The 26,692-nt window shown below is 58.5% G+C and carries 24 protein-coding genes, 11 tRNA genes and 2 pseudogenes; 18 read left to right on the top strand and 19 right to left on the bottom strand.

Annotation, left to right across the window (positions count from 1 at the left end; translation table 11 throughout):
* Positions 1-878: 878 nt before the first annotated feature.
* The 3 genes from NBT82_RS19160 to NBT82_RS20375 form a co-directional block, all read right to left on the bottom strand.
* Positions 879-1,388, bottom strand: coding sequence for a macro domain-containing protein (locus tag NBT82_RS19160; RefSeq protein WP_251331581.1), 510 nt, complete (start codon positions 1,386-1,388; stop codon positions 879-881).
* Between the two features lie 337 nt (positions 1,389-1,725).
* Positions 1,726-2,649 (bottom strand): ribonuclease Z, encoded by a 924-nt coding sequence (gene rnz / locus NBT82_RS19155; RefSeq protein WP_251331580.1) that lies wholly within the window; start codon positions 2,647-2,649, stop codon positions 1,726-1,728.
* A gap of 134 nt (positions 2,650-2,783) precedes the next feature.
* The gene (locus tag NBT82_RS20375) at positions 2,784-2,942 is read right to left on the bottom strand and encodes a DUF7563 family protein (RefSeq protein WP_425601781.1); all 159 of its coding nucleotides are present in this window, start codon (positions 2,940-2,942) and stop codon (positions 2,784-2,786) included.
* 290 nt (positions 2,943-3,232) lie between these two features.
* Between NBT82_RS20375 and NBT82_RS19150 the strand changes: the two genes are divergently transcribed.
* A complete protein-coding gene (locus NBT82_RS19150; RefSeq protein WP_251331579.1) occupies positions 3,233-3,421 on the top strand; it encodes a DUF5786 family protein in 189 nt (62 codons plus the stop codon).
* 347 nt (positions 3,422-3,768) lie between these two features.
* Here the strand turns inward: NBT82_RS19150 and NBT82_RS19145 are convergent, their stop codons facing one another.
* Positions 3,769-4,086 (bottom strand): RPA12/RPB9/RPC11 RNA polymerase family protein, encoded by a 318-nt coding sequence (locus NBT82_RS19145; protein ID WP_251331578.1) that lies wholly within the window; start codon positions 4,084-4,086, stop codon positions 3,769-3,771.
* Positions 4,087-4,333: 247 nt separating this feature from the next.
* Positions 4,334-4,744 carry an NUDIX domain-containing protein gene (locus tag NBT82_RS19140; RefSeq protein WP_251331577.1) on the bottom strand — a complete coding sequence of 137 codons (411 nt, stop codon included), beginning with the start codon at positions 4,742-4,744 and terminating at the stop codon, positions 4,334-4,336.
* A gap of 140 nt (positions 4,745-4,884) precedes the next feature.
* Here NBT82_RS19140 and NBT82_RS19135 point away from each other — a divergent pair, with 140 nt between their 5' ends.
* Complete coding sequence (locus tag NBT82_RS19135) at positions 4,885-5,127, top strand: amphi-Trp domain-containing protein (protein WP_049938059.1); 243 nt, start codon at positions 4,885-4,887, stop codon at positions 5,125-5,127.
* Positions 5,128-5,189: 62 nt separating this feature from the next.
* On the opposite strand, the gene NBT82_RS19130 is transcribed toward NBT82_RS19135, so the two are convergent.
* From NBT82_RS19130 to NBT82_RS19120, 3 genes are all read right to left on the bottom strand, one after another.
* A complete protein-coding gene (locus tag NBT82_RS19130) occupies positions 5,190-6,587 on the bottom strand; it encodes an FAD-dependent oxidoreductase (RefSeq protein WP_251331576.1) in 1,398 nt (465 codons plus the stop codon).
* Between the two features lie 151 nt (positions 6,588-6,738).
* Complete coding sequence (locus NBT82_RS19125) at positions 6,739-7,974, bottom strand: MFS transporter (protein WP_425601785.1); 1,236 nt, start codon at positions 7,972-7,974, stop codon at positions 6,739-6,741.
* Between the two features lie 108 nt (positions 7,975-8,082).
* A complete protein-coding gene (locus tag NBT82_RS19120; RefSeq protein WP_425601784.1) occupies positions 8,083-9,921 on the bottom strand; it encodes a cation:proton antiporter domain-containing protein in 1,839 nt (612 codons plus the stop codon).
* A 417-nt stretch (positions 9,922-10,338) separates the two neighbouring features.
* On the opposite strand from NBT82_RS19120, the gene NBT82_RS19115 reads away from it, so the two are divergent.
* On the top strand, positions 10,339-11,682 hold the full coding sequence (locus tag NBT82_RS19115; protein WP_251331574.1) for a ribonuclease J: 1,344 nt from the start codon (positions 10,339-10,341) through the stop codon (positions 11,680-11,682).
* A 66-nt stretch (positions 11,683-11,748) separates the two neighbouring features.
* A pseudogene (hisI, locus tag NBT82_RS19110) lies at positions 11,749-12,125 on the top strand (phosphoribosyl-AMP cyclohydrolase).
* 19 nt (positions 12,126-12,144) lie between these two features.
* Here hisI and NBT82_RS19105 read toward each other — a convergent pair.
* The 8 genes and pseudogenes from NBT82_RS19105 to NBT82_RS19065 form a co-directional block, all read right to left on the bottom strand.
* A tRNA-Met gene (locus NBT82_RS19105) sits at positions 12,145-12,219 on the bottom strand.
* A gap of 242 nt (positions 12,220-12,461) precedes the next feature.
* Positions 12,462-12,929: pseudogene (locus NBT82_RS19100) on the bottom strand (YbhB/YbcL family Raf kinase inhibitor-like protein).
* Positions 12,930-13,568: 639 nt separating this feature from the next.
* Complete coding sequence (locus NBT82_RS19090; protein WP_251331573.1) at positions 13,569-13,919, bottom strand: type II toxin-antitoxin system PemK/MazF family toxin; 351 nt, start codon at positions 13,917-13,919, stop codon at positions 13,569-13,571.
* Entirely contained in the window at positions 13,916-14,287 is a 372-nt protein-coding gene (locus tag NBT82_RS19085) for a MarR family transcriptional regulator (RefSeq protein ID WP_251331572.1), read from the bottom strand. The genes NBT82_RS19090 and NBT82_RS19085 overlap by 4 nt, the downstream gene beginning before the upstream one ends.
* Positions 14,288-14,477: 190 nt before the next feature.
* Positions 14,478-14,828, bottom strand: a complete 351-nt coding sequence (locus NBT82_RS19080) for a type II toxin-antitoxin system PemK/MazF family toxin (protein ID WP_251331571.1) — start codon at positions 14,826-14,828, stop codon at positions 14,478-14,480.
* Positions 14,825-15,202, bottom strand: a complete 378-nt coding sequence (locus NBT82_RS19075) for a MarR family transcriptional regulator (RefSeq protein ID WP_251331570.1) — start codon at positions 15,200-15,202, stop codon at positions 14,825-14,827. Before NBT82_RS19075 ends, NBT82_RS19080 begins: the two co-directional genes overlap by 4 nt.
* A gap of 157 nt (positions 15,203-15,359) precedes the next feature.
* Positions 15,360-15,980, bottom strand: coding sequence for a hypothetical protein (locus NBT82_RS19070; protein WP_251331569.1), 621 nt, complete (start codon positions 15,978-15,980; stop codon positions 15,360-15,362).
* A 120-nt stretch (positions 15,981-16,100) separates the two neighbouring features.
* The gene (locus tag NBT82_RS19065; protein WP_251331568.1) at positions 16,101-17,351 is read right to left on the bottom strand and encodes an RNA-guided endonuclease InsQ/TnpB family protein; all 1,251 of its coding nucleotides are present in this window, start codon (positions 17,349-17,351) and stop codon (positions 16,101-16,103) included.
* Positions 17,352-18,061: 710 nt separating this feature from the next.
* Between NBT82_RS19065 and NBT82_RS19060 the strand changes: the two genes are divergently transcribed.
* The 5 genes from NBT82_RS19060 (at position 18,062) to NBT82_RS19040 (ending at position 19,161) form a co-directional block, all read left to right on the top strand.
* A tRNA-Gln gene (locus tag NBT82_RS19060) sits at positions 18,062-18,137 on the top strand.
* 6 nt (positions 18,138-18,143) lie between these two features.
* A tRNA-Asp gene (locus NBT82_RS19055) sits at positions 18,144-18,217 on the top strand.
* Between the two features lie 249 nt (positions 18,218-18,466).
* Positions 18,467-18,539: transfer RNA gene (locus NBT82_RS19050), tRNA-Pro, on the top strand.
* 4 nt (positions 18,540-18,543) lie between these two features.
* Positions 18,544-18,630: transfer RNA gene (locus tag NBT82_RS19045), tRNA-Ser, on the top strand.
* A 460-nt stretch (positions 18,631-19,090) separates the two neighbouring features.
* A tRNA-Trp gene (locus NBT82_RS19040) sits at positions 19,091-19,161 on the top strand.
* Positions 19,162-19,889: 728 nt separating this feature from the next.
* Here the strand turns inward: NBT82_RS19040 and NBT82_RS19035 are convergent.
* Positions 19,890-20,120, bottom strand: a complete 231-nt coding sequence (locus tag NBT82_RS19035; RefSeq protein WP_251331567.1) for a hypothetical protein — start codon at positions 20,118-20,120, stop codon at positions 19,890-19,892.
* Between the two features lie 473 nt (positions 20,121-20,593).
* Between NBT82_RS19035 and NBT82_RS19030 the strand changes: the two genes are divergently transcribed.
* The 9 genes from NBT82_RS19030 (at position 20,594) to NBT82_RS18990 (ending at position 25,303) form a co-directional block, all read left to right on the top strand.
* Positions 20,594-20,720 (top strand) — tRNA-Thr (locus tag NBT82_RS19030).
* Between the two features lie 33 nt (positions 20,721-20,753).
* Positions 20,754-20,826 (top strand) — tRNA-Glu (locus NBT82_RS19025).
* 103 nt (positions 20,827-20,929) lie between these two features.
* Positions 20,930-21,000 (top strand) — tRNA-Met (locus NBT82_RS19020).
* Positions 21,001-21,012: 12 nt separating this feature from the next.
* Positions 21,013-21,417 carry a hypothetical protein gene (locus tag NBT82_RS19015; protein ID WP_251331566.1) on the top strand — a complete coding sequence of 135 codons (405 nt, stop codon included), beginning with the start codon at positions 21,013-21,015 and terminating at the stop codon, positions 21,415-21,417.
* A gap of 47 nt (positions 21,418-21,464) precedes the next feature.
* Positions 21,465-21,540: transfer RNA gene (locus NBT82_RS19010), tRNA-Glu, on the top strand.
* 425 nt (positions 21,541-21,965) lie between these two features.
* A tRNA-Arg gene (locus tag NBT82_RS19005) sits at positions 21,966-22,096 on the top strand.
* Between the two features lie 113 nt (positions 22,097-22,209).
* Positions 22,210-23,739, top strand: a complete 1,530-nt coding sequence (locus NBT82_RS19000; protein WP_251331565.1) for a TROVE domain-containing protein — start codon at positions 22,210-22,212, stop codon at positions 23,737-23,739.
* Positions 23,740-23,772: 33 nt separating this feature from the next.
* On the top strand, positions 23,773-24,192 hold the full coding sequence (locus tag NBT82_RS18995) for a hypothetical protein (RefSeq protein WP_251331564.1): 420 nt from the start codon (positions 23,773-23,775) through the stop codon (positions 24,190-24,192).
* A gap of 160 nt (positions 24,193-24,352) precedes the next feature.
* Positions 24,353-25,303: a phenylalanine--tRNA ligase subunit alpha gene (locus NBT82_RS18990; protein WP_251331563.1), complete on the top strand. Its 951-nt coding sequence runs from the start codon at positions 24,353-24,355 to the stop codon at positions 25,301-25,303.
* 69 nt (positions 25,304-25,372) lie between these two features.
* On the opposite strand, the gene NBT82_RS18985 is transcribed toward NBT82_RS18990, so the two are convergent.
* Together NBT82_RS18985 and NBT82_RS18980 are read right to left on the bottom strand one after the other, a co-directional pair.
* On the bottom strand, positions 25,373-25,762 hold the full coding sequence (locus tag NBT82_RS18985; RefSeq protein ID WP_248898450.1) for a DUF8115 family protein: 390 nt from the start codon (positions 25,760-25,762) through the stop codon (positions 25,373-25,375).
* On the bottom strand, positions 25,755-26,621 hold the full coding sequence (locus NBT82_RS18980) for a ParA family protein (protein ID WP_251331562.1): 867 nt from the start codon (positions 26,619-26,621) through the stop codon (positions 25,755-25,757). The genes NBT82_RS18985 and NBT82_RS18980 overlap by 8 nt, the downstream gene beginning before the upstream one ends.
* Positions 26,622-26,692: the final 71 nt, after the last annotated feature.

The raw sequence follows: 26,692 nt of genomic DNA, 5'->3' as shown, positions 1-26,692 counted from the left end.
TATCGTCTCGGTAACACCGAGGACAGACACCGGGGAATTCACACTACGGCTATCGACGATCGATCCAGCGTCGACGCACGTTCGACACGACTACCCCGTCGACGAGTACGACACGGTAGAAGAGGCCGCTGAGGGCGCGGAGTCGTTTGTCGAGACGCTCTCGCAGCGGTTACGAGCGGGGTCGATTTCGTCCGCGGACCCCAATATAGACGCGATACGTGAGACGATTCAGGCATTCAGAGGGAATCGGGGCTTCCCGTCGGTTAGACAGTTACTTCGTCGATTTCGCTGATAGTTCATCGTCGTCGATCACTTTGAGTTCGGGTTCCGCGTCGTCGTCTCGTCCATCGTATCCTAACTCGTAGGTGACTGCATGGCCCTCCGTAGCTACCTCGATCGTCGTCCGCTTCCGCCCGTCTTCGGACGTATAGGTGATAGAGATTGTGTCTGGGTGATCGAATGACTGAGCGATCGTATCTATCGCTTCCTGTAGTTGGGAGGTGTTTTCCGACGGTTCTCCACGTTCATCGATCATTCTGAATGAACTCACTCTGCGTACGCGTCGATAATCTCATCGAGGGATTTCTCGTCGTCAGAGGAACGATCCGAAGCGGTGGACTCCTCAGACGTCTCGTCATCCGAATCCTCGATTTCTTCTCTCGCAATAGCTGGAACACGAGATTGCATATATGTCCCTACTCGCGCTCTTGCTATAACGGTGCAGGATATTTTGGGTCGTTCCTAGCTAGACCCAGAATCTCGTTATCGATAGGCCCGGAGAGTGCGACCTCGATCTCTAGTTGGGACTCCCCGTTCTATCGAATTCGATACCGAATTCGATGGGAGGCCGAACAAGAATCGAGTCCGCTGAAGGACATTCACGACGACTGGAGTCGCTCCGCGATGTCGATGACGGTCCGATGTTCTGGCTCCGAGTACGCGATCACACGAACATCGGTGAGCGTCGTGGGCTCGTACGACCAGATTTCTTCACAGACTAGTTGTGCACCCGTCTCGAAGTCGAAGCCAGCAGCACCCGTTCCCAGAATCGGAATGACGAGTGACATACAGCCGAGTTCGTCGGCCTTTTCGAGCGTATTTCGAGTGGCTTCGTGAATACTCTCCGAGGTCGCTCGACCGTCGCCGTAGTGGGGCATCGCCGCGGCGTGGATCACGTAGTCGGCGTCGAGGTCGTATGCGTCGGTAACGGCCACGCCACCGAGGTCGACCGGACCCTTCGAGACGGCCTCCTCGTTGATCGGTCCGTTCGCACCACGTCGGAGCGCGCCGGCGACACCGCTACCCATCTGCAGGCTCGTCCCGGCGGCGTTCACCAGTGCATCCGCACTCTTGGCCGCGATATCGCCTTGAATGACGGTGAACTCCATGCGCGGAGAAACGTGGACTGGACAGTAAAATCCACTCGACGATCAGCGCCACTCCGCGACACAGCCACGAGAACAAAACACGACTTCGCCTGTCTCCGTCGGCGACGAGCAGGTGGACTCAAGCGTCACACAGTAGTGGGTCGTTGAAAGATCGACGGTCGAGCTACACTGCTCACACTCAGTCATCTCAGAGTCCAAACGGCTCGTCGCGTGACTTCCGCTACTTCCCAGGATTCGTCACCATCGGCTCCTGATGAACGATCCCCCGTCACCTCCACTCGTAGCGTGGTCTCCTATACAACTCCTTCGAAGACTCGTGTACGCTCTCCGGACCCCCCTACTCGCCGTCGGGATAGGGAATCTCGATCGAATCCCCGTCTTCGGCAAGAAACGCATCGTCGCCAAACGTCTCGACGGCTTCGCTTTCGAGCGGTGTCGCGTCGGTCGCGTATCGCGAGGAGACGTGTGTCAGGGCCAGCCGTTTCGCATCGGCACGAGCGGCGACAGTCGCGGCTTGCCGGGCCGTCGAGTGTCCCGTTTGCTCCGCCCGATCACGCCGGTCGTCGGCGAACATCGCATCGTGGATGAGTAAATCGGCATCCGAGGCAGCTGCAACGACGGTGTCCGTCGGACGGGTATCACCAGTGTAGACGACGCGACGACCGGGCCGTGGGTCACCAACCACCGCTTCGGGCTGAACGACAGTTCCGTCGTCGAGTTCGACCGGAGATCCTTCGTGAAGCTGTTGGAACTTGGGGCCGACCGGAACGCCTAGCTCTTCGGCTCGTTCCCGATCGAACCGACCGTTGCGCTCGTCTTCGACGAGGGCGTATCCGACGGAGCGCGTTCGATGATCCGTTTCGAAGGTTCGGATCGCATACTCGTCGTGTTCGATGATCGATTCGCCAGAGGGAGCGTCGTGTATCGCGACGCGAAAATTCGGCGTCGTCCCCGTCGCGTCGAGGAGGTTATCGACGTCCGCAGTCGTGCCTGCAGGCGTGTAGATATCGAGCGGTGCAGTTCGGTCGTTGAACTCTAACGTCTGCAGAAGACCGGGCAGACCGAGGACGTGATCACCGTGGAGATGCGTGAGAAAGATGGCGGAGAGGTCGAATCCGGTCGAGAAGTGCATCATCTGTCGCTGTGTTCCCTCTCCAACGTCGAAGAGAAATCGGTCCCCTTCCCGGCGGAGGAAAATCGAACTCGGGTTCCGCTGTGTCGTCGGAACCGCCCCGCTCGTTCCGAGAAAGGTGACGTCCATGGTCTGATTCGGATGTCGAGGCTGAAAGCAACTTCGAGATTGATGGAATCGAGGTAGGTATCACGCCATCGATCGGACCGTTACTCGTCTCCTCCCGATTGAGTTCGTCCCGACCGAAAAGAGCGAAATCGGAATTACTGCTGTCGCGTTGCACGGGCTGTGCGAACGTCAGCCCCGTCGCGGACTTTGTCTTCGCAACTGGGACACACTCGAACAGTCTCCATTCCGTCGGGCGCAAAGACACGCACGTAGGCATCCGTCACGAACGAACCGCAGTTCTCGCAGGTCGGCATCTTGTGTACTGCTGACTAATCGGCGGATATAGAGATTCGGGTCGCAGGCTACCCGCGTCACGCGCGCTCTATCGTATATTGACAGACGGGACACGTCCGCTCGTTTTCGTCTTCCTCGAAGTCCGCGTCTTGCCCCGTCCAGCCACACTGGGGACACTGTACGTAGTTAACAGGCATGTCTGTTGACCTGTGAGTCTCTGCCACATCTAAGTTGGCATGAGAATTCGCGGTATTGATTTCCAAAAGATCACATCGGTTGCTTTTAGTCCAGGACAGCTGTATGATCACGTATGGGTTTTGGGAGCTATGACGAATCCGAACAGCAGAACCAGGAAGTTAACGCTGATGACGACGACAGTGAAGGCGTAAGCGTCCACGAGAACGATCACGAGGGCAAGATTACGTTCGAGACGGACGCCTCCACCGATGAGCTCATGGATCAACTCGCAGACATCAAGGACGGCGCTGAGGAAGAGTAAGACGCACACACCGTCACTTTACTTCGAAATCACGCACCCGCCGACCGCACGGCGTCTTCGACGCCCTCCCAAACCGCTTCGACGGACAGTTCGCTGTCAAATCCGATTACAGTAGCGTTTGTAAGTTATTGCAAAGCTGATCACAAGACCCCTTATGATCGGCTGTGCAACCAGCTCCAAACGCTACTGTCGTTCTACGCCTCTGGAGGCTCTCGCCGGGACTGTCCGGCGAGAATCTATCGAAAGTTACGATACTCCGGCTCTGTTGAAATCCTCAGCGATTGATACAAATGGCGTGCTGAATAGAGAGGGTTCATGCAGCACGGTGGGGTTCGCGAGATGCGTCGTCAGGACTCGCGCCACTTGTGGCCGCACTCGATGCAGGTGAACAGCCGAACCTCGTAGGAGCCGCCCGGCTTCGGCAGCATCTCGTAGGAGGCCCGGTCGCTGTCGCAGTCCTCGGCCGGACAAGGCTCCTGCATCGTCTCGGTGGAGTCCTGAGTCGCGTCGGCCACGTCGGGTGCCCCGTCGTCCCGCTGACCATCCTGAGTCGTCATCGCCGCTTCTGCTCGCGAGTTCCGTGGCTCCTCGTTCTCACAGGAGCGGCACACCCACGTATCGCCCTCCGTGTGCATCATCGAACCACACTCGTCACAGAATCGCATATAAAAAAGAATACACGGGTGTCGAATATATATGTTAACTTCCGATCCGCCGTGGATTTCAGGCAACTGCTCATGCTGACTGTACTGGCCGACTCATACTGTCGGCTGTAACTGTTTCAAGACATTCACCATTCAGGGATGGCGAATATCTTAATTGACGTACAGCCGACAGTATCAGACAGCTTCGGTTCTCGGTGTACGGCGTGCTGCATACGCGCTGTGTATTCAGCGCTATCTTAACGAGCTGTCAACAGAACCGATGCTCCCTCTCACACAGCGCGTCGGTGACGATCCGTTCATGATCGAAGCCCATCTCGGGGAGATTTTCGGGATCGAACGTCTCGACTCTGGAGGCCTCCTCGCGAGGTGTCGGTGTTTGCTCACCGAGAGGTGTACAGCGATAGGCAACACTCACGTTCCCGCGTTCGTCTCGGTCGGGATCGTCGTAGAGACCGACGAACGCTCCGATCGAGACATCGAGGCCGACCTCCTCTTTCGTTTCACGGGCACACGCTTCTCGCGCGGTTTCGTTCCGCTCGACGAGCCCACCGGGTAGCACCCACGATCCTTCGAACGGGGGATGATTTCGTTCGAGGAGGAGAACATCTCCGTCGAGTTCGACGACTGCGTCTGTAGTCAGGGCGCGAACCTCGACCATGCGAGACGATCAGGGAACGGACCCCAAAGAAGTCCGTGACCCGTTTCAGAGCGTTGCAGTGGACGGCGTGCCGTCTCGGATTCCCAACAAACGAGAATGCCGAATGTGCTATTTCCGGTCAGGGAACACGAGTTGAAATGATGCCTGAAGAACAACTCTTCAAGACCGAAGACGTACACACCCGATCGGAGATCGCACAGACGCTCACCGCGGCCGCGGAACAGATCGAGTCCGGAACGGTGGAGCTAACGAGCGCGACACAGGAGCAGTCGGTATCGATTCCGGACGAGCCGACGCTCGAAGTGGAGCTAGAGCGACTGACAGACTCGGAAACGGGCGAGCAACGATACGAACTCGAGTACGAACTTCGCTGGACGGAGTGATCGACCCCTCGGCCACGTGATCACGCGCTCGTACGATCTATTGCTCCGATCGGGACGCCGAGTCAATCGTCCATCGCAGGGACTCCGTCCACAGTGTCGTCCCCGGCGAGGCTATCAGCAGCGTCACCGCGTGGGAAGTTGTCGATCGTATCGGCACGGAAGGCCGTCTCGTCGAACGCGTAGTCGCCGTCGAGGAACTCGAGTAGCATCCGCGTGTCTCGCATGGCATTTTTCAGGCAGGTCGAGGCACCCGGCGACGGTGTGATGTTGAAGATGATGTCGTCGCCGACGATCTTCGCCTCGCCCATGTCGAGAGATTTCTGGCTCGTGTCGACGATCTGTGGTCGAACGCCACCGTAGCCGGTCGCCCGTTCGAGATCCTCGAGGTCGACGTTCGGCACGACCTTCTGGACGTGCGGGAGGAACTGGCGCGGACCGACCTCCGGAAGGTCGTACACGAGATTTCGCAGGACGTAGGGAAGGAGTACTCGATCAGAGAGGATGTTGGCGTAGCTGAGCGCCGCCGCCGCGTTCAGTCCGAATACGTCGAGGAAGTCCGACACCGTCGAGAACCGACCGCGTTCGAGCGTCGGAACGAGCTTCGCGGTCGGTCCGAATCGCGTCACGCTCGGATCGTGGACGTCCGCGTCGCCGTGAACCGCAGCGAAGGGCAGTTTCTTCATCTGCAGGGTGTACACCTTCCCGTTCAGGAGGTCGTCGGCGAGGAAGAAGCTCCCAGCAACGGGGAGCAACACCTTGTCCCCCCCGTAGCCGAGCTCTTTCGCGATCTGGAGGCTGTGGGAACCGGCGGCGACGACGGCCGCCTCACAGTCGAAACGGCCGTCCGTCGTGTCGATGGTGTAGCCATCGAGCGTCGGCGTAACGTCCGTGACTTCCGTGCCGGTGTAGACGTCGACGTGGGGTTCTTCGGAGGCACGGTCGACGAACGATCTCGTGGTCCGACCGTAGTCGACGACGTAGCCGTCCGGCGTCTGGAGTGCGAGGAGATCGACATCTGGATCGCGCCCCTCGACGACGTTCGGTTCGATTTCCGCGATCTCCTCGCGTTCGATCGGCCGCAGTTTGGGAAAGAGGTCGCCGAACCCCTCCTCGTCGTACCGCCGTTCGAGTTCCGACACCTCTTCGTCGCCGACCGCGAGGACCATCTTGCTCCGCCGGGCGTGCATCTCGCCGTCGGGGTCGTGGGCCTCCAGGTAGCCCGCGAGCAGCTCCGCCCCCTCTTTCACTTCTTTCGCCTTCTCGAGCGTGTAGTTGGTCTCGATATCGCCGAAATGGAGCGTCTGGGAGTTGTTCGTGTGGTGGGAGTTGATCGCCGCAATCTCCGACTCCTTCTCGATCAACGCGATCGAGTCGATATTCGTGAACTTCGCGGTCGTGTACAACAGCGACGCGCCACTGATTCCACCGCCGACGATGACCAGATCGTATTTCCCTGCCATGGCTGTTCCGTGGTGACTACGTCCACGGTAAGAGTCCAGACGGATAACTCATTATTTTCTCGGATTTGAAATCGACAATTAACGAGAGGAGGTATCGACAGTACGTCTCATCGGACCGGGGTCCAGAACCTCATTCCTCGTAGCAGGGTAGCTACCACCGATGGAGTGCACGCGACCCGTGATTCCACGACAGAATGCCGAGAAACGTCGCGACGCCCGACAGCGCGGCGAGTCCACCCGCAAAGAACACCCACTCGATACCGAACTGGCCCATCACCCAGCCACCGACCAACGGAGCGAGGACGCTCCCTGGTTTCCAGACGAGTGACCGGACCCCGAAGCTACTCGTGATGCCCTCGCCTTTCCCCTCGTCCGCGAACAGCGCCATGCTCGCCGGTTCCCGAAACGCGTCCGCGATCCCGAGAAGGGCGTTGAGAACCAGCGCCACTACGACGGCGCTGGTGATTTCCCCAGCCATCGGAACGGAGAGCGTAAGCAGTCCATCGAACGACGGGGCGAACGGGAACGCGAGCGCAATCAGCCCGTACGCTCCACCGCCGAGAAAGACGAATAGTGCCCGACCCTGTCGATCCGAGAAGCGTCCCGTAATGGGCTGACAGAGCATATTCGTCAACTTCTCTGCCGCAAGGACTGCACCAACGACGACGGTACCGGACGCCAGCCCGCCTTGCGCCGCCGAGACACCGACGAAGATCGGCACCCAATTCCGAACGAGCGACACGGCGACGGCGTACTGAGCACGAAAGCTGGTGAGCGTCACGATCCGGCGATTTACTGCGAGATCGGTGAACGCGAAGCCCGTGACCGTGGTCTCGTCGCCATCGACGAACAGCCAGACGCTTGCCGCGGCAACGATCAGGAGGATCGCCAGCAGCCCAAACAGGATATCGAACCCGGTGAGCGCGAAGAGGATGCCAGCGCCTATCGTCCCCGCGATACCGGCGGCCATCCGAAAGGCGTTGTACTTGCCGATGAGATTGGCGCGACCGTCGTTCGGTGCGAGTTCGCCCACCAAGGCGAGGCTCAACAAACCCGTGCCGGTGAGACCGAGGCCCTGAAGGAATCGCGCGACGAGGAATCCGGGGATCGTCGTGACGCGAGCAAACGCCAGATACGCCAGCGCACTCACGAGCAACGATCCGACGAGGAGCAGCCGCTTGCTGTATCGATCCCCGGCCCACCCGAGCGGAACGATACCGACCGTGCGCGCGAGTTCGAGGGCGGTAATGAAGAGACCGATCGTCACACCGGTCGCTCCGAGTGCATCGATGTAGTCCGGGAGGAGCGTCAACACCGTCATGAACCCGAAGCTCCCCGCGAATCGGGTGAGATAGAGCGAGGAAAACTGCAACTCGTCGTTCGTCAGGGCCATCTCAACTCCAGATTCCAGCGGCATCCCAAAACGGGTACCGAAACCGAATTGCGAGTTGGATAGGAGTGGATCATCGACCCTCGACACCTCATTTTCGGTGACTTACCCGTGAAGTTCGGGATGACACCGTTCGATCGCCTCGTGAACAGCATCTCGCCGCCCGACAAAGGTGAGGTGATCCCCACGGTGGAGGGTGAGATCCGGTTCGGGAATCTGGGAGTCACCATCGCGACTCACCAAGGCGACGAGCACGCCGTCAGGGAGCTCAGTGTCGAGATCACCGATCTGCATACCGACCAGCGCGTCCGCCGTGACCTCTATTTCCTGGACATCACCCGTTCGGCCGAGTTCGGTCATCCATTCGGAGAGTGCCGGTCGCTCGATCTCGTTGTCCATCGACTGGGCGATCGACTCGTCAGCGGCGATCGCACGAACACCCAGTTCCTCGAACGCCGAGGCGTTCCCGGGCGTGTTTACCCGGGCGATCACGGTGTCGACGTCGAAGTTCGAGTTCGTGAGCTGAGCGACGAGTAGGTTCGAATCGTCGTCGCCAGTAGCTGCTGCGACTATTTTCGCGTTCGCAGCCCCAGCAGATCGGAGCACATCGACATCAGCACCGTCCCCGTGGTGAACGGTGAAGCCGCGATTACGAGCCTGTTCGACCTGCTCCTGATCTTTGTCGATGAGAATGACGTTCTCTCCACGATCCTCCAGCCGTTCGGCGAGGCCGCGACCGACGCGACCGGCGCCCACGATGATGACGCGCATTGGTAGTACGTTGAGTGTTTGTGCGATGTGACGGGCGAATCCGCCCTGCAGAACCACCGTCGTTAGAATGACCAGAAACACCGTCCCGACAAGGAGCGCCGCAGCCTCGGGATTCGACGAGCGGAGTTCGAGCGCGAACAGTGTCGCGACGCTCGCCGGGATGATCCCACGAGGGCCGACTGCACTCATGAACAGCTGTTCGCGGACCGAGAACCGATCGCCACGCGTACAGAGCAGTACAGCGACGGGACGAATGACCGCCACGACGACAACGACGACGACGACCCCACCGAGACCGAGAGATAGGAGATCCTCGAACGACAGGAGTGTGGCGAGCGAGATGAACACGAACGAGAGGACGATCAGCGTGATATCGCCCTTGAACGCTGCAATCTCGTCTTCGTAGGGCATCTCGACGTTGCCGAGAATGATACCCGCCGTTGCGACGGCTGCGATCCCCGCCTCCGAGGCGATCCCCTCGGCAATCCCGTACGTTGCGATCGCTCCGATGAGAACGATGAGCCGGGAGTTCCGCACGGCGTTCGACGGCGAGAGATCAACATGGTTGAGCAGATACCACAAGATACCAGCCGCCAAGACGCCGACGAGGAGGCCAGTCCCGAGTCGGGAAATGAACGAAGTCACCAGCAACTGAAGTTGCGTCCCGCTTCCGACGACGACCTCGAAGATGGCGACGGCTAGAATGGCGGCTGTGACGTCGTTGACGATCCCCTCTGTCTCGAGTGCCGCAGCCACTCGGTCTCGCACCGGGACGACCTCCAGAATGGGCGTGATGACGGTCGGCCCGGTGGCGATAAGGAGCGAACCAATGAGAAAGGACAGTTCCCACGACGCGTCCAGAGCCAGTCGGACGGCTATCGCCGTGCCGAGAAGGGCGATACCCGCCCCGAGAGTGATCAGTCGGAAGGCCTCGCGAGGGGTCTGTCGCAGTTTCGAGAGCTTCAGATGGAATGCACCCTCGAAGATGATGATCGCGACCGAGAGACCGACGATGGCCGAGAGCGGTTCAGGGCCACCGAAAGCATCGAGACCGACGATGTCGAGGCCCTCGGGACCGACGAGAATGCCGGCGAGAATGAGAAAGAGGACGCTCGGGATTTCCAGCCGGTCGGCTAACACCTGGGCGGCGACACCCAGCCCTAAGATGGTCACGACGAGCGGAATCAAACCGGACCCGGTACTCACAGGGATCGCACCTATTTGGACGGAACCACTCCCAGTATAAAACTGCCGTGAAGTCTCCGTCCAGCGATTCGAGCAAGGATACAGAGGATGTGTCGAAAATCGACAATTTGTTTGTGTTTTTGACAGCGGTGTCTTGACGGACACCTGACCGCGAGACAGTCGTCGACGACGCCGGGTTCGGTAGTCCAAATCCACGGGTATATACGCCCAGGCAGTCAGTTACCACATAGCCGAAACACGCGTTGTCCCCGAGAAGGTCGTTTACTCTGGACACGTCGACGAATGGTCCGATCCGGACGGGGCGTCGAAGCCAGAGTCACACCGGCTCTCCTTCACCAGGCGGACTTTGACGAGTTCTGGGATCGCTCTGATCGGACCCCAACTATGGAAATCGAAATCGCAACTATCGGTGGCTACGAGGAAGTCGGCCGCCAGATGACGGCCGTCCGTGCCGGCGACGACATCGTCGTCTTCGACATGGGCCTCAATCTCTCTCAAGTACTGGTTCACGACAACCTCCAGACGGAGGAGATGCATTCGCTCGACCTGATCGACATGGGCGCCATCCCGGACGACCGAGTGATGAGTGACCTCGAGGGCGACGTGCAGGCCATCGTTCCGACGCACGGCCACCTCGATCACATCGGCGCAATCAGCAAACTGGCACATCGCTACGACGCCCCCATCGTCGCTGCTCCCTTCACGCTCGAACTCGTCAAAGAGGAGATCCAAGACGAGAGCAAATTCCTCGTCGAGAACGAACTCATCGAGATGGACGCCGGCGAGACGATGCCCATCGGCGACCGGTGTGAACTCGAGTTCGTCAACGTCACGCACTCGATCATCAACGCGATCAATCCCGTCCTCCACACGCCCGAGGGATCCATCGTCTACGGACTCGACAAGCGGATGGACCACACGCCGGTCATCGGCGATCCCATCGACATGAAGCGGTTCCGCGAGATCGGCCGTGAGGGGGAGGGCGTCCTCTGCTATATCGAGGATTGCACCAACGCGAACAAGAAGGGGCGAACCCCGAGTGAAGCCGTCGCCCGAGAGCAACTCCACGACGTCATCCAAAGCCTCGAAGACTACGACGGCGGGATCGTCGCGACGACGTTCTCGAGCCACATCGCTCGCGTTACGAGCCTCGTCGAATTCGCCGAGGAAATCGGTCGCCAGCCGGTCCTCCTCGGGCGTTCGATGGAGAAATACTCCGGGACGGCCGAGCGCATTGGTGCGGCGAGCTTCCCGGACGATCTCGGGATGTACGGGCATCGCAAGTCCGTCGACCGCGCGTTCAACCGGATTATGGACGAGGGTAAGGAGAACTTCCTCCCGGTCGTCACGGGCCACCAAGGCGAGCCACGGGCGATGCTCACCCGGATGGGTCGCGGCGAGACGCCCTACGAACTCGACGACGGTGACAAGGTCATCTTCTCGGCGCGCGTGATTCCGGAGCCGACGAACGAGGGGCAGCGCTACCAGTCTGAGAAGTTACTCGGGATGCAGGGCGCGCGAATCTACGACGACGTCCACGTCTCCGGCCACCTGCGACAGGAGGGTCACTACGAGATGCTGGACGCGCTCCAGCCCCAGCACGTTATCCCGGCCCACCAAGATATGCAGGGCTTCTCCGGCTACGTCGACCTTGCTTCGAAACAGGGCTACAAGCTGGGTCGTGACCTCCACGTCACCTCGAACGGAAACATCCTCCAGTTGGTCTAACTTCCCGCGAACCCATCGGATCGCAAAATAACGACTGGTTTCTCGAGTCTGTCGTATCGTGAGAATATGCAAGACGAACGCCTCGATGTGGAACTCGACTTCGGTGAGAATGGACTGATTCCCGCGATTGCACAGGACGCCGAGACCGGTGACGTGCTGATGCTCGCGTACGTGTCCTCGGAGGCGCTCGCCGAAACCCAGAACACAGGACTTGCTCACTACTACTCCCGGAGCCGTGACGAACTCTGGCAGAAGGGCGGCTCCAGCGGACACGTCCAACGGGTCAAAGAGATTCGCGTCGACTGTGATGGTGATGCACTACTCTATCGAATCGATCAGAAAGGAGGAGCCTGCCACACAGGGTATCGCTCCTGTTTCTATCGGACGACGAAGGCGAGACAGTCGGTGAGAAAGTCTTCGATCCGGACGATGTCTGCGAATAACGGTTCTGTCGGTGCGAAATAGCAGGAGGTGGATTTGAACCACCGATCTCCAGGTCATGAGCCTGGTGGAATCTCCGAGCTATCCTATCCCGCTACATACCCCTCTGTGAAAGTCGCGGATAAGCGTTGAGAAGTCGTCTTCGTGTGGGAATTAGTCACTCGATTTGTCACCTGGCTGCGTCCATCGCCAAACAACCTCGCCGGATGTAGCTGTGTATTCACCCTTCGAACGGGCGCCACAATTCTCACACACCAGCGTGAAAATTCCATACTCGTCGGTCTCGACCTCCTGTTGGGTACTGCAGTCGGGGCAGGTTACAGTCGAGTCAGGCATCGTCAGTAGCGCACCAATGGAGCAGCCGTACCCTCGAGCTTGGTTTTATCGAGAATATACCCGACGACCCCGTCAACGAGATCGTCTTTCTCAGTTGTAGACGGCAGTCCGAGCGTCGTTTCGAGGGCGTAGAGCCGAAATCGGTAGGTCTGTTCTTGTCCAGTTGGATTGGGTCCACCGTATCCGTGTTCTGCAAAATCATTCTGTCCTTCTGTCGGCTGCTCTGGAGCTCACCCTTCGGGAATCTCGGTCAGAGTGGGGGGAATATCCCACACGAGCCAGTGATTCCAGATCTCCTTCCTCGAAGAACGGGGATTCGGACGATCCACGATCAATACCAACGAGGCGGTTCCCGCTGGAATACCGTCGATGTCAAGTGGCGGATTGACGTTCTCCGCCGCGTATCCGTAGCGATCTGGTATCTGTCCCCCATCCTCGAAGGCCGGACTCCGTAAGATCAGGTCTGTCATGCTCATCACCGTCTGGCGTATCGAACCCGATACGAAGGACAAGTAGAATTTCTATGGCCGGCTGAAAAAGTTTCGTAAGCCGCTAAGAGCAATCACTGTATGAGACAGCAGATAATTCGATCACATATCAATTTCTTCGAGGGTTTCAGCAGCTACATCACCGAGTTCACTAGTCTCAATTTGGGGGTAACGCTCTCGGACCGTCTCCGCGGAATTGTCGAGTTACCGCACGGCGATCGTATAGTCGAACGGCCAGACGAGGATTTCACTCATCCCTCTTTGACTGCTGTGCGGTACGAGATAGTCGTGTTTTGGATGAGCGATATCGGTTTTCGTGTCATCTGTGACCTCTAGAGAATCGATTGTAGCCTATCTGTCGTGGTTGACGTGGCTGAAGATCCTCGTCGAGAACTAGCAACAGGTCACGAGCGTACTCGTTACGTCGCTCGTCGATGATATCCTGTCGTTTCCCCTCGATCAACTAGTTCGTCTTCGCTCATGTTCTCAAACTGTTACGGAACAATCTCGACGCTATCTGTCGTTTTCAATAGAGTACTATTCTCAACTACTGACGCACAGTGGAAGCTGAGACTTCGCTCAGAAGAAGTAACGCGTAGAGACGTGAGTACTCGAAAGTAGCTACCATAATTCTTTGACGAGAGCAGTAGTCGCGTTATCGACGATATCATCCGTCAGACGACCCTGCCAGAAATCGACATCCTCGTGGCCGATCGATTGCACACCCCACGGGACGATTTGGCTCTCGTCTGGCATACCGCCACGAAGCCAGCTCTCCTCAGGAATGGCGATGAGGCCATCCATCCAAGACTTCGACGTTAGTGTTACCGCGATATACTGCTCGCCGTGGAACGGACGACCTTCGTGGTTCGAGAGAATGAGCCAAGGCCGAGCGTCCTCGTCACCTTTGAACGGGTCATCGCCGTAGACGACGTCACCGCGTTCGAAAATCGGCGTCTCCTCGTTGGTCACTGTTCGTCCTCAACGCTCGGGTGTGACTCGCTGGGCGCGTGTTCGCGCCAAGATTTCTTGTCTTCTGTGCCGAGTTGCTCGTTGAACAGAGCAGTCGCCCGTTCGTAGCCGCTGTATCCTTCGAGTCGCTCGGTGTCGTCGGTGATCGCCCAGTACGTTGCCTTGTGTTCGACGAGATCACGATCCTTCAATCGTGAGAGAGCAGTGCTGACCGCGCCCTCGTCGATGCCAATCTGAGAGGCGATTTCGCGGGCCTTGAACGCCCGATCCTCGTTGGCGGCGAGAAATCCGAGGACTTGGTCAGGGACCGAAAGATCCGCGAGCTCGTCCTCGCTCGCGTTCTTGAATGTGTCTCGGTCGATGGACATGGTTGAAAGAAGGTACGTCATCCGCTGTGAAGAGTGTTAGGTGTGAAAGCTACGAAAATTGCTGAAGGCGAATCACTGTCCATCACGAAGGAGTTTGAGAACCGTATGCATTGAGACGATCAGTCTCATCTTCTGCCCGAAGCAATCGATATAGCGCATATCGATATATGATTAGCAACTACATCAGGTGCTACCGGAGCTCCTTAACAAGCGCTGTGACGGCTACATCGACTAGCTCAGCATCAAGACGTCCTTGCCAGAAATCGATATCATCACGATTGACTGATTGAACGCCCCAAGGAACAATTCTGCTGTCATCCGGCATTCCACCGCGAATCCAACTCTCCTCGGGGATCTCAATGAGGTCATTCAGCCACGATTTAGTGGTCAGTGTCAGCGCGATATACTGCTCGCCGTGGAATGGACGGCCCTCGTGGTTCGAGAGGATCAGCCACGGACGAGCCTCTTCTTCACCCTTGAATGGATCGTCACCATACACGACATCCCCTCGTTCGAAGATTGGTTGGGATGTGTCGCTCACTGGTCGTCCTCAGTATCGACGCTTGGATGCGCCTTCTCGGGTGCGTGTTCACGCCAAGCGTCCTTGTCCTCCGGTCCGAGCTGTTCGTTAAAGAGGGCAGTCGCCCGCTCATACCCGCTATATCCCTCGAGGCGTTCTTCGTCGTCCGTCACTGCCCAGTACGTTGCTTTGTGCTCGACCAGCACACGATCCTTCAACCGAGAGAGTGCCGTACTAACCGCGCCTTCGTCAAGACCGGTCTGAGACGCAATCTCGCGCGCCTTGAACGCATAGTCGTCGTTTGCTATGAGGAAGCCGAGGACCTGATCAGGAACCGAAAGATCGGCGAGCTCGTCCTCGCTCGTGTTCTCGAATGTGTCTCGGTCGATGGACATCGTTGAAAATAGGTACGTCATCTGCTGTAAAGAGTGTTAGGTATGAAAGTCGCGAAATTTTTGAAGGTGAATCACTGTCAATCGCGAAGACCGTATGCATCGGGCAGCCAGTCTCACCTACTGCGTCTCCTGGGGCGCTGAGACGACAGTCCGCGCGTCAATCGAGGATCGAATCGAACAGGTGATGATGGTCGTCAAGCCACTCGATCTCGTAGTGGGTCACATCATTCTGAATGTCGTATTCAATCGGGAGTGGATCCGAACGGTGGGCTGTAAACGTGAGGTTGATCTCGATACAGGGCCCATGCTCTGAGACGCACTCGAAGCCATCGTCAACGGGGTAGACAACGCTAAACCAGCGGATCTGGAACCCAAAATGGTCACACACATCTCTGACGACGGCAGCGTCACAATAGGGCGTGTGGACCCACAGTTCCCCGCCAGCGTAGGCCTGATCTTTGACACACCAGACTGCATCAAGAGAGCGGAGAAACTGGGCAGCGCGATTGTAGTGCGCTTCAGTCAGGCGGTCCCACCAGTGGTACTCCTCGACGTCGTCAACGAGGAGCTGGAGGCAATCTCCACACACATCATACGCCCGTTCACCAAGGGAGATTTCGTGGAGTTTGTCGTACTGGGTGGTGTCACACGCATCGCACTGCGGGGAAGCACCACTACCCTGGCATCCAGTGGATGATCGCTGTTCGGTGTGGTTGGAACACCCGCTGTGTGCACTCCCTGGCTTCCGAGATTCGTTTGAGTCGGTATTCTCGGTCATTGGTATCTAACCGAGAACCGTCAGTCACGCCGTGTGACTGGGCTCCCGGCTAGCACCGGACCGGCGATCGGCCACTCATCTCTCGTCACAGAGAGCAGGTTGGTGTGAACCGCCTCGGGGTCAAGCCCCGAGGCTTCCCGTTTCAACGACGCGACTTGCAGGAACCGACGAAGACTGACCTCCATCGGTTTCCACAGCGGTCGCAGTCTCCACGGGCGCGACTTCGGCCTGTCCCAAACCTAACTCCTGAAGCCCACGAGAAAGAATGTTGTACGACGCATTCGCGTCCCTGTCCGCCTCGAACCCACAACTCGGACAACTGTGTTCCCGAACCCACAACGGCTTCTCCGTCTCAACACCACACTCCGCACACTCCTTGGTCGTCCCCGCAGGGTTCACTTGGACGACGTGCGTGCCGTACAGGTCGCTCTTGTACTCCAGCATCTCGATGAATCCGCGCCACGCGGCGTCCTGCTTGTTCCGTGAATTTCCGTTGCTTTGGAGCATCCCCGCGACGTTCAAATCCTCCACGAGCACGGCGTCATACGTCTTGACGAGCCACGTCGTGAGCTTGTGCTGGAAGTCCTCGACCTTCCGTTTGATTCGACGCTTGACCTTGGCGACCTCACGGCGTTGTTTCTCCCAGTTGTTACTCCCGTGTTCTTTCTGGGAGAGATTGCGTTGTTCCCGACGTAGGCGTTCGTACTCGTCGGAAAGGTCGAGCCAGTCTACGCTGTCGCCATCGCTCGAGTAGATGTAGTTGTTGATGCCGAGGTCGATGCCAACGCAACCCTCTGCATCCAAGTCCTCTACGTCGGGTTTCTCGGGGAGTGGAGTGTCTTCGACTTCGAGACCGAACGTGACGTACCACTCACCAGTCGTCTCCTTTTTCAACGTGACTTCTTTGATAGTGGCGTTATCGGGGATTTCGCGGTGGTAGCGAATGGGGATGTCACCGATTTTGGAGAGCCAGAGCGTTGCAGTCCGACCACTCGTGTTTTTGAGTTCGAAACCAGACTGCGAGTATGTCATGCTCTGATATTCTCGCGGTGACTTCCACTTGAGCCACCCAACCTTGTGCCCGTTCTGCTTCTTTTCGGAGAGGGTTGAGAGGTTGTCGTAGAAGCGTTCGACGGTTTTCTGCAGCGCTTTCGAGTGGACTTCGGAGAATACGAGCCATTCGTCTTTCCACTCGGTGAGGCGTTTCTGGTGTTGGTACGCTGAACCGATGTTGTCTTCGTCGGTGTCGAGGGCGTTGTATTCGTAGCGGGTGTGGTTGTAGGCTTGGCGGTGGATATCAATGTGGTGTTCCACTTCCGCAGTCACGCCTGTTCGGTCAGGATAGGCGCGGAAGCGGTAGTCATACCACATCGCTGTACGTGATTATCGCTGTGTTGGTACTTGATTGTTAGTGTCGCGGAGTGTCAGCTTCAACCCCGGGGCATTCGCCTCGATAGCCTGTAAATAGTTTCTGTGGGTCCGACCGAGAACACCGGCCAGCGTCCGGCTATCGACGACAGCCAATGCTAGGACATTAAACGTCGTGTGCAACCGCATCTTGGAGTGTGACTGGCGTGTCTGTGGGTAACACACCCTAACTAATTTTAATACAATTGCCACGATATTCCAGGTTGACGTCCGATACACCCCTCAAACCGAGAGAGTTCAACACGATGATCATCACTCGCCTCACCCCGCGGCGTGCTCGTTCTCGCTTAGCCGCGGGTCCCGTGTTCGGCGAGTGCCTACAAGATCAGCGTGCGAAGAGCCCGGGCGCAAACCGCCGGATCCACGTCGACTTCGAATACGAGAGTTCGACGCAATCCGGCGACGGCCGGACACTCTCACCCGCATAACTCGGCCCCCATACGGACTACCCGTCACGGGTCGGGGAACACGGGATTGCCGCCTGCCTGTGCCCAGTACTCGCTCAGGACACAGCCTGATGCGAGTGCGGGATGCCAAGCTCGCGGCTGATTGGTTTCCGTTCGTTTCGATACAGGAGCGAGCGGACTCCGTCCGCGCTGAGCGTACGGAAGTCGTTAGCCAACAACTCCGCAGCGAGAGCTGCGGCTACGTCGAGCCCCGGAGTCTCCGCTGGCGAGGGACGCCGGACTTTGAATCCGGAGGTCGCCGGTTCGATTCCGGCCGGGGCGACTGCAGGCCGACGTGTTGTAATTCGGCGATCATACGGTCCTGTCACGGCCGTGATCCGGGTTCAAATCCCGGCGTCGGCGTGGATGCGTGGCGTAGCCACGTGGGGATACCCATCGAGGTAGGCAGCCCGTTGGTGCGATCAGCTGGATCGTTCCGACGATGCTGGGCCCAGCAGGGTCTGCAACCTACATGAGCCGGTGTGGTATTCCCGGGAACACCCGAAGTACGCCCCCGCGATGAGACGCGCAACCACGACTACTCGGTCGCGGTTGCGCAGTTGGAAAGTCGTACAGATAGATAATCAACTGCCGAACGCTCGGCAGTCCAGTGAGCCGATGGTCCAGCGGACGACGATCTGTGCCTTGGGCGCACAGGACCGAGGTTCGAATCCTCGTCGGCTCACTATGCCGCGACTGGGTATTGGGGAACCCAGCGGCCTGCTATGCCGTGGCCGTCTGCTATCGGTCTCCCGGTTCGAATCCGGGTCGCGGCGTCATGACAACAAATATCTGCCCTGCCTGCGAGGAGGAAGCGTTCCGTCACGTCCCGCTCGGTGAAACAACGTCTATCGACACGATTGGAAGCGTGGAAATCTGCGTCACCGAGGACGGCGCGTACTTCCACGGAACGAGGTAACCGTCATCCATCCCTGCCGTGAGTGGGTGCTGATGAGCACATTCGCCTCGGTAGTAAAGCTCAGAAGCTGAGTAATGCGCATCTTCCGGTGTCCTGGTGAGAAACGCGAGGCGGGCTCATCGGAGCAAGTTCCGACGGAGATGGTGAGACATGCGGATAGGCGACCGCGCTCGGTGTGAAACCGAGAGCCGCGGGGCTTCGGAGTTCGACTCTCCGTCTCACCGTTGGCGGGGTTTCCCTAGGTTGGTCAAGGGACTGCGTTGGAACCGTAGCGTCCGCAAGGACACGAGTGTTCAAATCGCTCTTCCGACGTGGTAAGGGACGTGGTCAAACGGCACGACACCTGCCTCCAGAGCAGGAGATGGCTGTTCGAATCAGCCCGTCCCCACTCGGCGGTCTAGGGCATTTCTGGAAAGGGATACGCGCGTATACATTCACCCTGCCCACCTGAGACTAAGTACCAGAACGAACCAACAATAGATGATGTCCACCCCATGCCCGCATCCGGAGTGCCCGGAATCCGACCCGGCAAGTTGGTTCAATTCCAAGCGCGGTATGCGAATCCACCACTCTATGGTACATGGTGAGTCCCTCACGAAGGAAACAGCGACATGTACAAGCGAAGGATGTAGCCGCGAGTTCGAGTACTATCCTTCAAATAAGCAGGGAAAGCTGTGCCCATCTTGCGTCAAGGAACGGAACCTCCAGTACAGTTCCGGTAACACACCCAGAGTCCGCGTAAATTGCGAACGATGTGATCAGGAATTCGAGAAAGTCCGTTCTTGGTTCGAGAGAACGGACGCCCACTACTGCTCTCGCGAGTGTTTTCTTGACGACTATACCGTCCCACGAATCACCTTGGAATGTGACGAGTGCTCCAAGGAGTTTGAGATTCCCGAGTGGCTCGCAGAAAATAGGAAGTACTGCAGCGTGGGTTGTCTTTATGGATCCGAGGCGCAACGTGATGTCGATTGTGAGTACTGTGGCGACCTGAAGTCAGTCCGCGAGAGCGAGTACCACGAGGGTAGAAACTATTACTGTTCACAGGAGTGTTACCAGGCGTATAGAACGGATCACGGTCATGTTGAGACCGCCTGTGAGAACTGTGGAGATGAATTAACTCTCAAACGTCACCGCGTAGAAGCCGTCGAGCGGGTGTTTTGCAACACGGAGTGTCGAACGGAATGGCAGACCGGTGAGAGCAACCCCCAGTACGTTGGCGGACTTCGTGGATATGGGGCTGGCTGGTATCGGGCGAGACAGCAGGTTCTCGTCCGCGACGAGTACGAGTGTCAGGTGTGTGGTCGAGGAATCGAAGAGATTGGACGGGAACCAGATGTCCACCATATCACTCCAGTAGCCACGTTCCACAAGCATCCGGACTACTCGAAGTCGGACGCACACTACGCAGCGAATCTCGTTTCGCTCTGTCGCAGGCACCACCGTATGGTAGAAGAAGAACGGAATCTGCTCCTGGACCGTCTGGACAGTTCACTCCTTGATCAACTCGAAATCGGTAATCCTCCTGAATTGGACTATAACTGATTCTCCCCGTTGTTACGGCCGCGATGTGGCCGTTTCGGTTGTCTGTTGAAAATCCTGTGACCTAGCAGACCCACGTTTGAATCGTGACACTGCGAAGTGATTTCCGCCGATGACCCGTTCAGGCGAGGCCAGTGTTCCAGTAGAGTAGCGGCCAAACTCACAGCCGACCTCTTGGTTCGAATCCTCGCGGCGACATTTTCTCCCTGTGGTCTAACGGCTACGATGCCTCCCTGTAGAGGAGGAGACGCACGTTCGAGTCGTGCCGGGGAGACTGCGGGACGGTGGAAGAGCCTGGCATTCACACACTCTCGCCGAGTTTTCACCGGAGACCCGGTGCGACGGTGAGAGTTCCTTCATCTCACTTGTAACGAGAACACGCAGGTTCGAATCCTGCCCGTCCCACTGGCGGTGACCCTTTCAAGGAGAGGCCAACCCGCTCCAGTGGAGTAGCGGCCAAACTCACGGCCCTCTCACGGCCGAGCCCCCGGTTCGAATCCGGGGTGGAGCATTCTCCAACAGTCCGAGACCTCTCACTTCCAGCCGACGAGACTGAGGGACGGACAGCTGTGGAGAACTGAGAGATGTCCATGAGTGAGTTCCGAATCGTGTGCTGCGGGATAGGATAACGGCAGTCCACGGGGCTCATATCCCCGAGGCCCAGGTTCGACTCCTGGTCCCGCAATGGAGGACAACAATGGGACTATTCGATACAGTCGAACTCTACGACGACGTCCACCTGCCAGAGTACCCCGAAGGGATTGCTCCTGCCGAGGACGTCGACTGGCAAACGAAAGGCATCGATCGACCGACTATGACCACATTTCGGATTACGGCGGACGGTCGGCTCCTCGAAGAGGAGTGGCACACCGAAGCGGTCCCTCCCGAAGACCGGCCATACGCGAACCGTGACGACGTCGACGAGGACGATTTTCGCTGCATGGCCGGCTGTCGGAACCGAGTCCACAACGGCTGGATCAAACGAGAGGACTACCACGGCCGCTTCAAGCTCAAACACTCCTTCGAGGATCTCGATACACTCGTCACGTATCAAGTGACGTTCACGCACGGGCAACTCGAGGGCTTCGAACGCCTGCGATAATCCGTGGGTGTCCGCCGCACCTCAGCGCTTGATTTCGTCCCTACCGCGCTCCCGGAGTCTCCGTTGGCGAGAGACGCCACCTCTTCAAGGTGGAGGCCAGGGGTTCGATTCCCCTCGGGAGCACTCGGGGAGGCTGGCCCTGACAGCGTTTTTCCGTGGCTGACATAGCGGGCAGCCACGGATCCGTGACGCTGTCACGGTCGGCTTTCCCCAAGCGTGTGGTCGTCCAGGTGGTGCGTTTCTTCGCCCGCAAAGCACACCAACGGGAGTCATAGCCCGTCGCACCACCGGTTGCCCGACCGCACGTGGCGACCGTCGAGTCGGAGCGTTGCTTCGCCAGGAACTCGCAGGTTCAAATCCTGTCGGTGGCGCAGTCCATCGAGAACATCCCGGACAAAGAGCGTCCGAGAGGACGCTCGACACCGGTCCCGCTCCGACAGTTTTCCGGTCGCCGTGTCGCCAGTGGCCGTCGATCTGGAGCGCTACGTCGATGGCACGCTACGGGTTCGAATCCCGTCGTTCGCTCCAGAAATTGTTCGGCCACTCGTGTTCCCGTAGCTCAGTCAGGACAGAGCACCGTCAGAGTGAACTCTGACGAGCCCTCGTTCGGGTCTTCGACCCTCACGAGGACACCGGCCCGCGAAGCCGGGTGTCGCACGTTCGAATCGTGCCGGGAACGTCCAGCCGAGCGATGCGAGGCTGGTTCGGGACGTTTTGCTCCCGAGACTCGTTGCTCACAGAGCGTGTGGGCAGCTGCCATCGGAGTCGCCTGTTGCGGCTCCGGGTGAGAGTATGGAATTCAACACGCCAAAGCAAACGGTCGCGGAGGCAACGCGGACCACCAACTACGAAGGTGGGGAAGCGTTCGAGCCTGCCGACCCCCGACTCGCACTGTACAAGCGCACGATCAACCAGCTGCTGGAGGGCTCGTTCTACGAGACCGATGACGAACAGCTCGCTGCTGTCGTTCGCCAGTTCGATGCCGCCGCAAACGAGGACCCGGAGTTCGTCCTGAAGCTCGCTGCGTACGCGCGTCAGGAACTCTACCTGCGGGACATCCCCCAGGTCCTGCTCGTGCTGGCAGCCAACGACGACCGGTTCAAGGACGACTCCCCCGAGTCGCTCATCCGGGAATGGGCGCCGGCGATCATCCAGCGGATGGACGAGACGGCCACCGCGCTCGCGGTCCACGATCAGCTGTTCGGCGGGACTGCGCCGTGGCCGCTTCGACGCGGGATCGAGGACGCGCTGGTGGAGATGGCCGACGCCTACACGCTGGGCAAGTACGACCTGTCGCGGCGCGAGGTGACGCTGCACGACGTCTTCAACCGCGTCCACCCCACGCCCGTCGACGCCGAGCAGGAAGCGCTCTTCGAGCGGTTCATGCGTGGTGGCCTTGACGACTATCCCGACGTCGACCCGTTGCCGGCGCCGAACACGTGGGAGACGGTTATTTCCGAGCGCGGCAACACCCAAGCCGCCTGGGAACTGCTCATCGAGGACGACGAGTACACGCTGCCCATCTTCGCGTCGATCCGGAACCTCCGGAATATGCTCGAAGCCGGCGTGCCGGAGGACACCGTCGTGGATCACCTCGACCTGGAGGCCGTCCGGCACGCGCCGCTGTACCCGTTCCGGTACTACCAGGCCTACACCGCGCTACAAGACGCGGATGTCCAGGCACCGGCGGTCGAGCAGTGGCTCGAAGACGCAATTGATGTCGCGGTCGAGACGGTGCCTGGCGGATTCGGCGATACCTTTGTCGCGGTCGACCTGTCGGGATCGATGGATCAGCCGCTGTCCGCGAACAGCACGCTCCGACTGAAGGAGATCGGTGCGTTGTTCGGTGCGATCCTGGCCGACCAGGGTGCCGAGGTCGGCGGGTTCGGCGACGACTTCCAGACCGTTCCGATGCACGTCGACACGCCAGTCCTGCAGCGCCAAGCGGCGGTGTTGGCGATCGACGAGGACGTCGGGAACTCGACGAACGGCTGGAAGGCAATCGATTACCTCCGCGAGCGAGGGGATGCTGTTGAACGCATCGTCGTCTTCACCGATATGCAGATCTGGGACAACACGCCGTTCACGGCCCGCGATTCCCAGACGGTCAGGGACGCGTTCGATGCGTATCGGGACGAGGTGTCTGCGGACACCGCGCTGTATCTCGTCGACCTCGCGGCCTACGGCGACCTGGTGACGCCAGAAGGCTACGAGAACGTCTACAACATCTCGGGATGGTCGGAGAACGTCCTCTCGTTCATCGAACACTCCGAGAATCCGAAGCAGATCATCGATGAGATCGAGGCGTTCGAGCCGACCTAGCCCTGTTCGGATCTTTTCTTTGAGGATGCGCGAGTGGTGGAGTTCGGAAACACGCGGTCGTGCCACGACCGAGACGGGCGTTCGAACCGTCCCTCGTGCACTCGGAGTACAGCTGTCGAACATCTGGCCCGTGAGACGCGCCTCAACGGAGATGATAATATGGCAGTATCCAATACCACCGACCTAGACTCGACGACAATTGCCGTCGTGACGATTCGAATCCCCTGCGGCGCAGACGGTGATCTCGTCACCGATGCCGAGGAGCGCCTCTCACGGGTGGAAGACGTGAATGCGGTCACGATTGACGAGCTCCACAGTATCGATCCGAAGCTTTCGGCCACGATCATCACGGTCAAAATCACGCTTCACTGGACGGCGACGATGACGGATGAAGAGATCAGCGACCGACTTGCCGAGGTCTCCGGACTGGAGTCAATCCAATGGGCCAAATGAGTCCGTCGGCAGAGTCCCTCCTCAACTTCTAGCCTGTGTTTAGTAGGGAATGTGACAAGCTATAGAAATTCATATAGGTATACCTAAAGCCCAATTATGGCTCAATTTTGTAAACTTATATCCTATATCACTTATAAGCGTACATGGATATTGTTCCACAGTGCTCTCGAAGGGCGAACTCACGATCGTCGACGCACTCATCACGGGCCGTGAAGCGACTCCTGAAGAGCTCGCAACAGACACAGGGTATACACGCGACCACATCTACCACCTCCTCGACGAGCTGATCGACACCGGGCTCCTTCGTGAAACGCGCCGACATCACAACCAGCGAGTGGTCCAGATCACAGAGCACCCCGTTATCGAGCAATATCGGAAGCTCACAGCGGAATTCAGTCACGTCGACTGGCCGGAGCTACTCACTCCCGCGACGATCCGCATCTGTTGGTATCTCGATGAACCACGCCGTATCACATCAATTGCGGACCGGCTGGAGATCTCTCGACAAAGCGTCCACAAGGCGTTATCGCCGCTGAAGAACCGAGCGCTGTTGTCCCCAGCTGGCCCGGAATACGCACTCAGTGACAGCATTCAACCACTATTGGAATTCATCCAGGCAGTCGTGGTTCACGATCACCTGAATCGCGCTCGAAACCTCGCTCCCAGCACCACGGTCGAATGGTGTGACCCTCACCGAGCGCTCATTCGTGTCCAAGAACGGCACGATACAGAGTCACTCTACGCGGCCGAAGAGTGGGAAGTAACAGGCCTGGCCCGGTTCGAGCAGTTCGGGTTACAGTTCTTCCTCGCCGGAGAGCCCGCGTTCTGGTATGCCCCAGAAGAGACGCTGACGCCGGCCGAGATCGTCTGCCATACCCTTGTCCTCGACAGCGGATCGCGACGAGTGAGTTACTCCCTCCTACTGATCGAGGCAGAAGCAATCGCCCAACAGGAGCTGATGGACGTCGCAGTGTGGTACGGGTTAGCGGATACTATCTCAGATATGTATCGGTACTTAGCTGGTGAAAACGAGCCACCAGCCGCAGATGGAATTTATTTGCCGAGTCGAACGGAGTACGAAGCACTCAAAGAGCAGTACGGAGTGGTCTAGGTAGTGACCTTAGCGGTAGATCCAAAGTTTGTCCTATAGGAATTACTATTGCTAAAACCATAGGGAACTCTAGAGACCCTTTGTCGCCTGTTTCCGGGCCGCTTCGCGAACCGCTTCGAACTCCTTGGGAGCAGCTTCCTGGAATCCAAGGCGGAGGGCAAGGCGGAGGATTTCACTCCGGTCAACGTCACCCTCCTCGATATCTAGCTGCCGCTGAAGCGCGTGGCCGACTTCCTCCAAGCGGTCAGGATTTTCCTCCAGCGCACGAATGAACGCCGCAAGAGGCCCGTCCCACACGCTGATGGTCTTCTGTTTGTCGCCGGCGTCGATGGCCTCCAACTCATCGAGGATGTCCTCGACGAGATCGCGCTTCGCGTCTTCGGCAGCCGCCTCTTCGATTCGGTCACCGTGGGACGTCTGTTCGCGAAGGGCCGCGAGATCGTCGTCGTCTTCAGCCATGGTGTTCACCTCCGAGCCGTTCGACAAGCGTTTCAGCGGCAGCAAGATACGCCTCACGGGCCCGGCGTGCTGTCGTCGACGGCTCTTCGAGCGCAAACGCAGTCTGGCCTCGGTCCGCAGCGTTTCGAATGTCTTGTGAATACGGGATGTAGTCGGGTGCGATAGCGTCCGGATACTCCGACTCAAACGCGTCCAAGTACTCCTCGGCGAGATTCGTTCGGGTATCGACCTTGTTCGGAAGTACGAGCGCGAGATCGATATCGACGGCGAAATTGTCGGCAATCTTCCCGAGGTCGCGACGTAGCGCATCGGCCTGCTCGGCCTCGAACGGCCCCATCTCGACGGGCGTGATGACGTGGCGGGCGGCCCACAATCCGTTGTACGCGACGTTGTTCGTCATCCCCGGAAGGTCGACCAAGACGACGTCATAGCCGAGCGGGTCGACGTACTCGTCGAGGAACTGTTCGAGACGACTATAGCGCTCACGCGCATCGTCGATATTCCCGAGTTCAGCGTCAAGTGTGTCGAGGCCGGGATGGGCCGGGATTAGATCCGGACCTTCGTCGGTGGGGACGACGAGATCAGCCAGAGTATCGTCGCCCAGCTTCTCAGCGATCGTTCCCCAGGCATCATCAAAGACCGTACTGATGTTCGGCCATGCCTCGTCGGCCTCAATCCGCGCCTGGTAATCGCCCCAAACGCCGAAGTGCTTCGCCAGATCGCCCTGCTTCCCAGCGAGGTCAATAAGTAAGACCTCGTGACCGAGCTCCTCGAGGGCGACGCCGAGGTGGGCGACGGTCGTCGTCTTCCCGGTGCCGCCTTTGTCGAGGAACGCGGCGGCGCGTAGTGTCTCGCTCATTTTAGGAATCCTATAGCGTCTCCTATAGAGAAGCCTGTAGTCTTAAAACCACGTCAGACATCTGCCCTATT

The sequence above is a fragment of the Haloplanus sp. HW8-1 genome, assembly GCF_023703795.1.
Classification (GTDB): domain Archaea; phylum Halobacteriota; class Halobacteria; order Halobacteriales; family Haloferacaceae; genus Haloplanus; species Haloplanus pelagicus.
The sequence above is the reverse complement of the archived record's forward strand: the minus strand, read 5'-3'. Positions and strand labels throughout refer to the sequence as shown.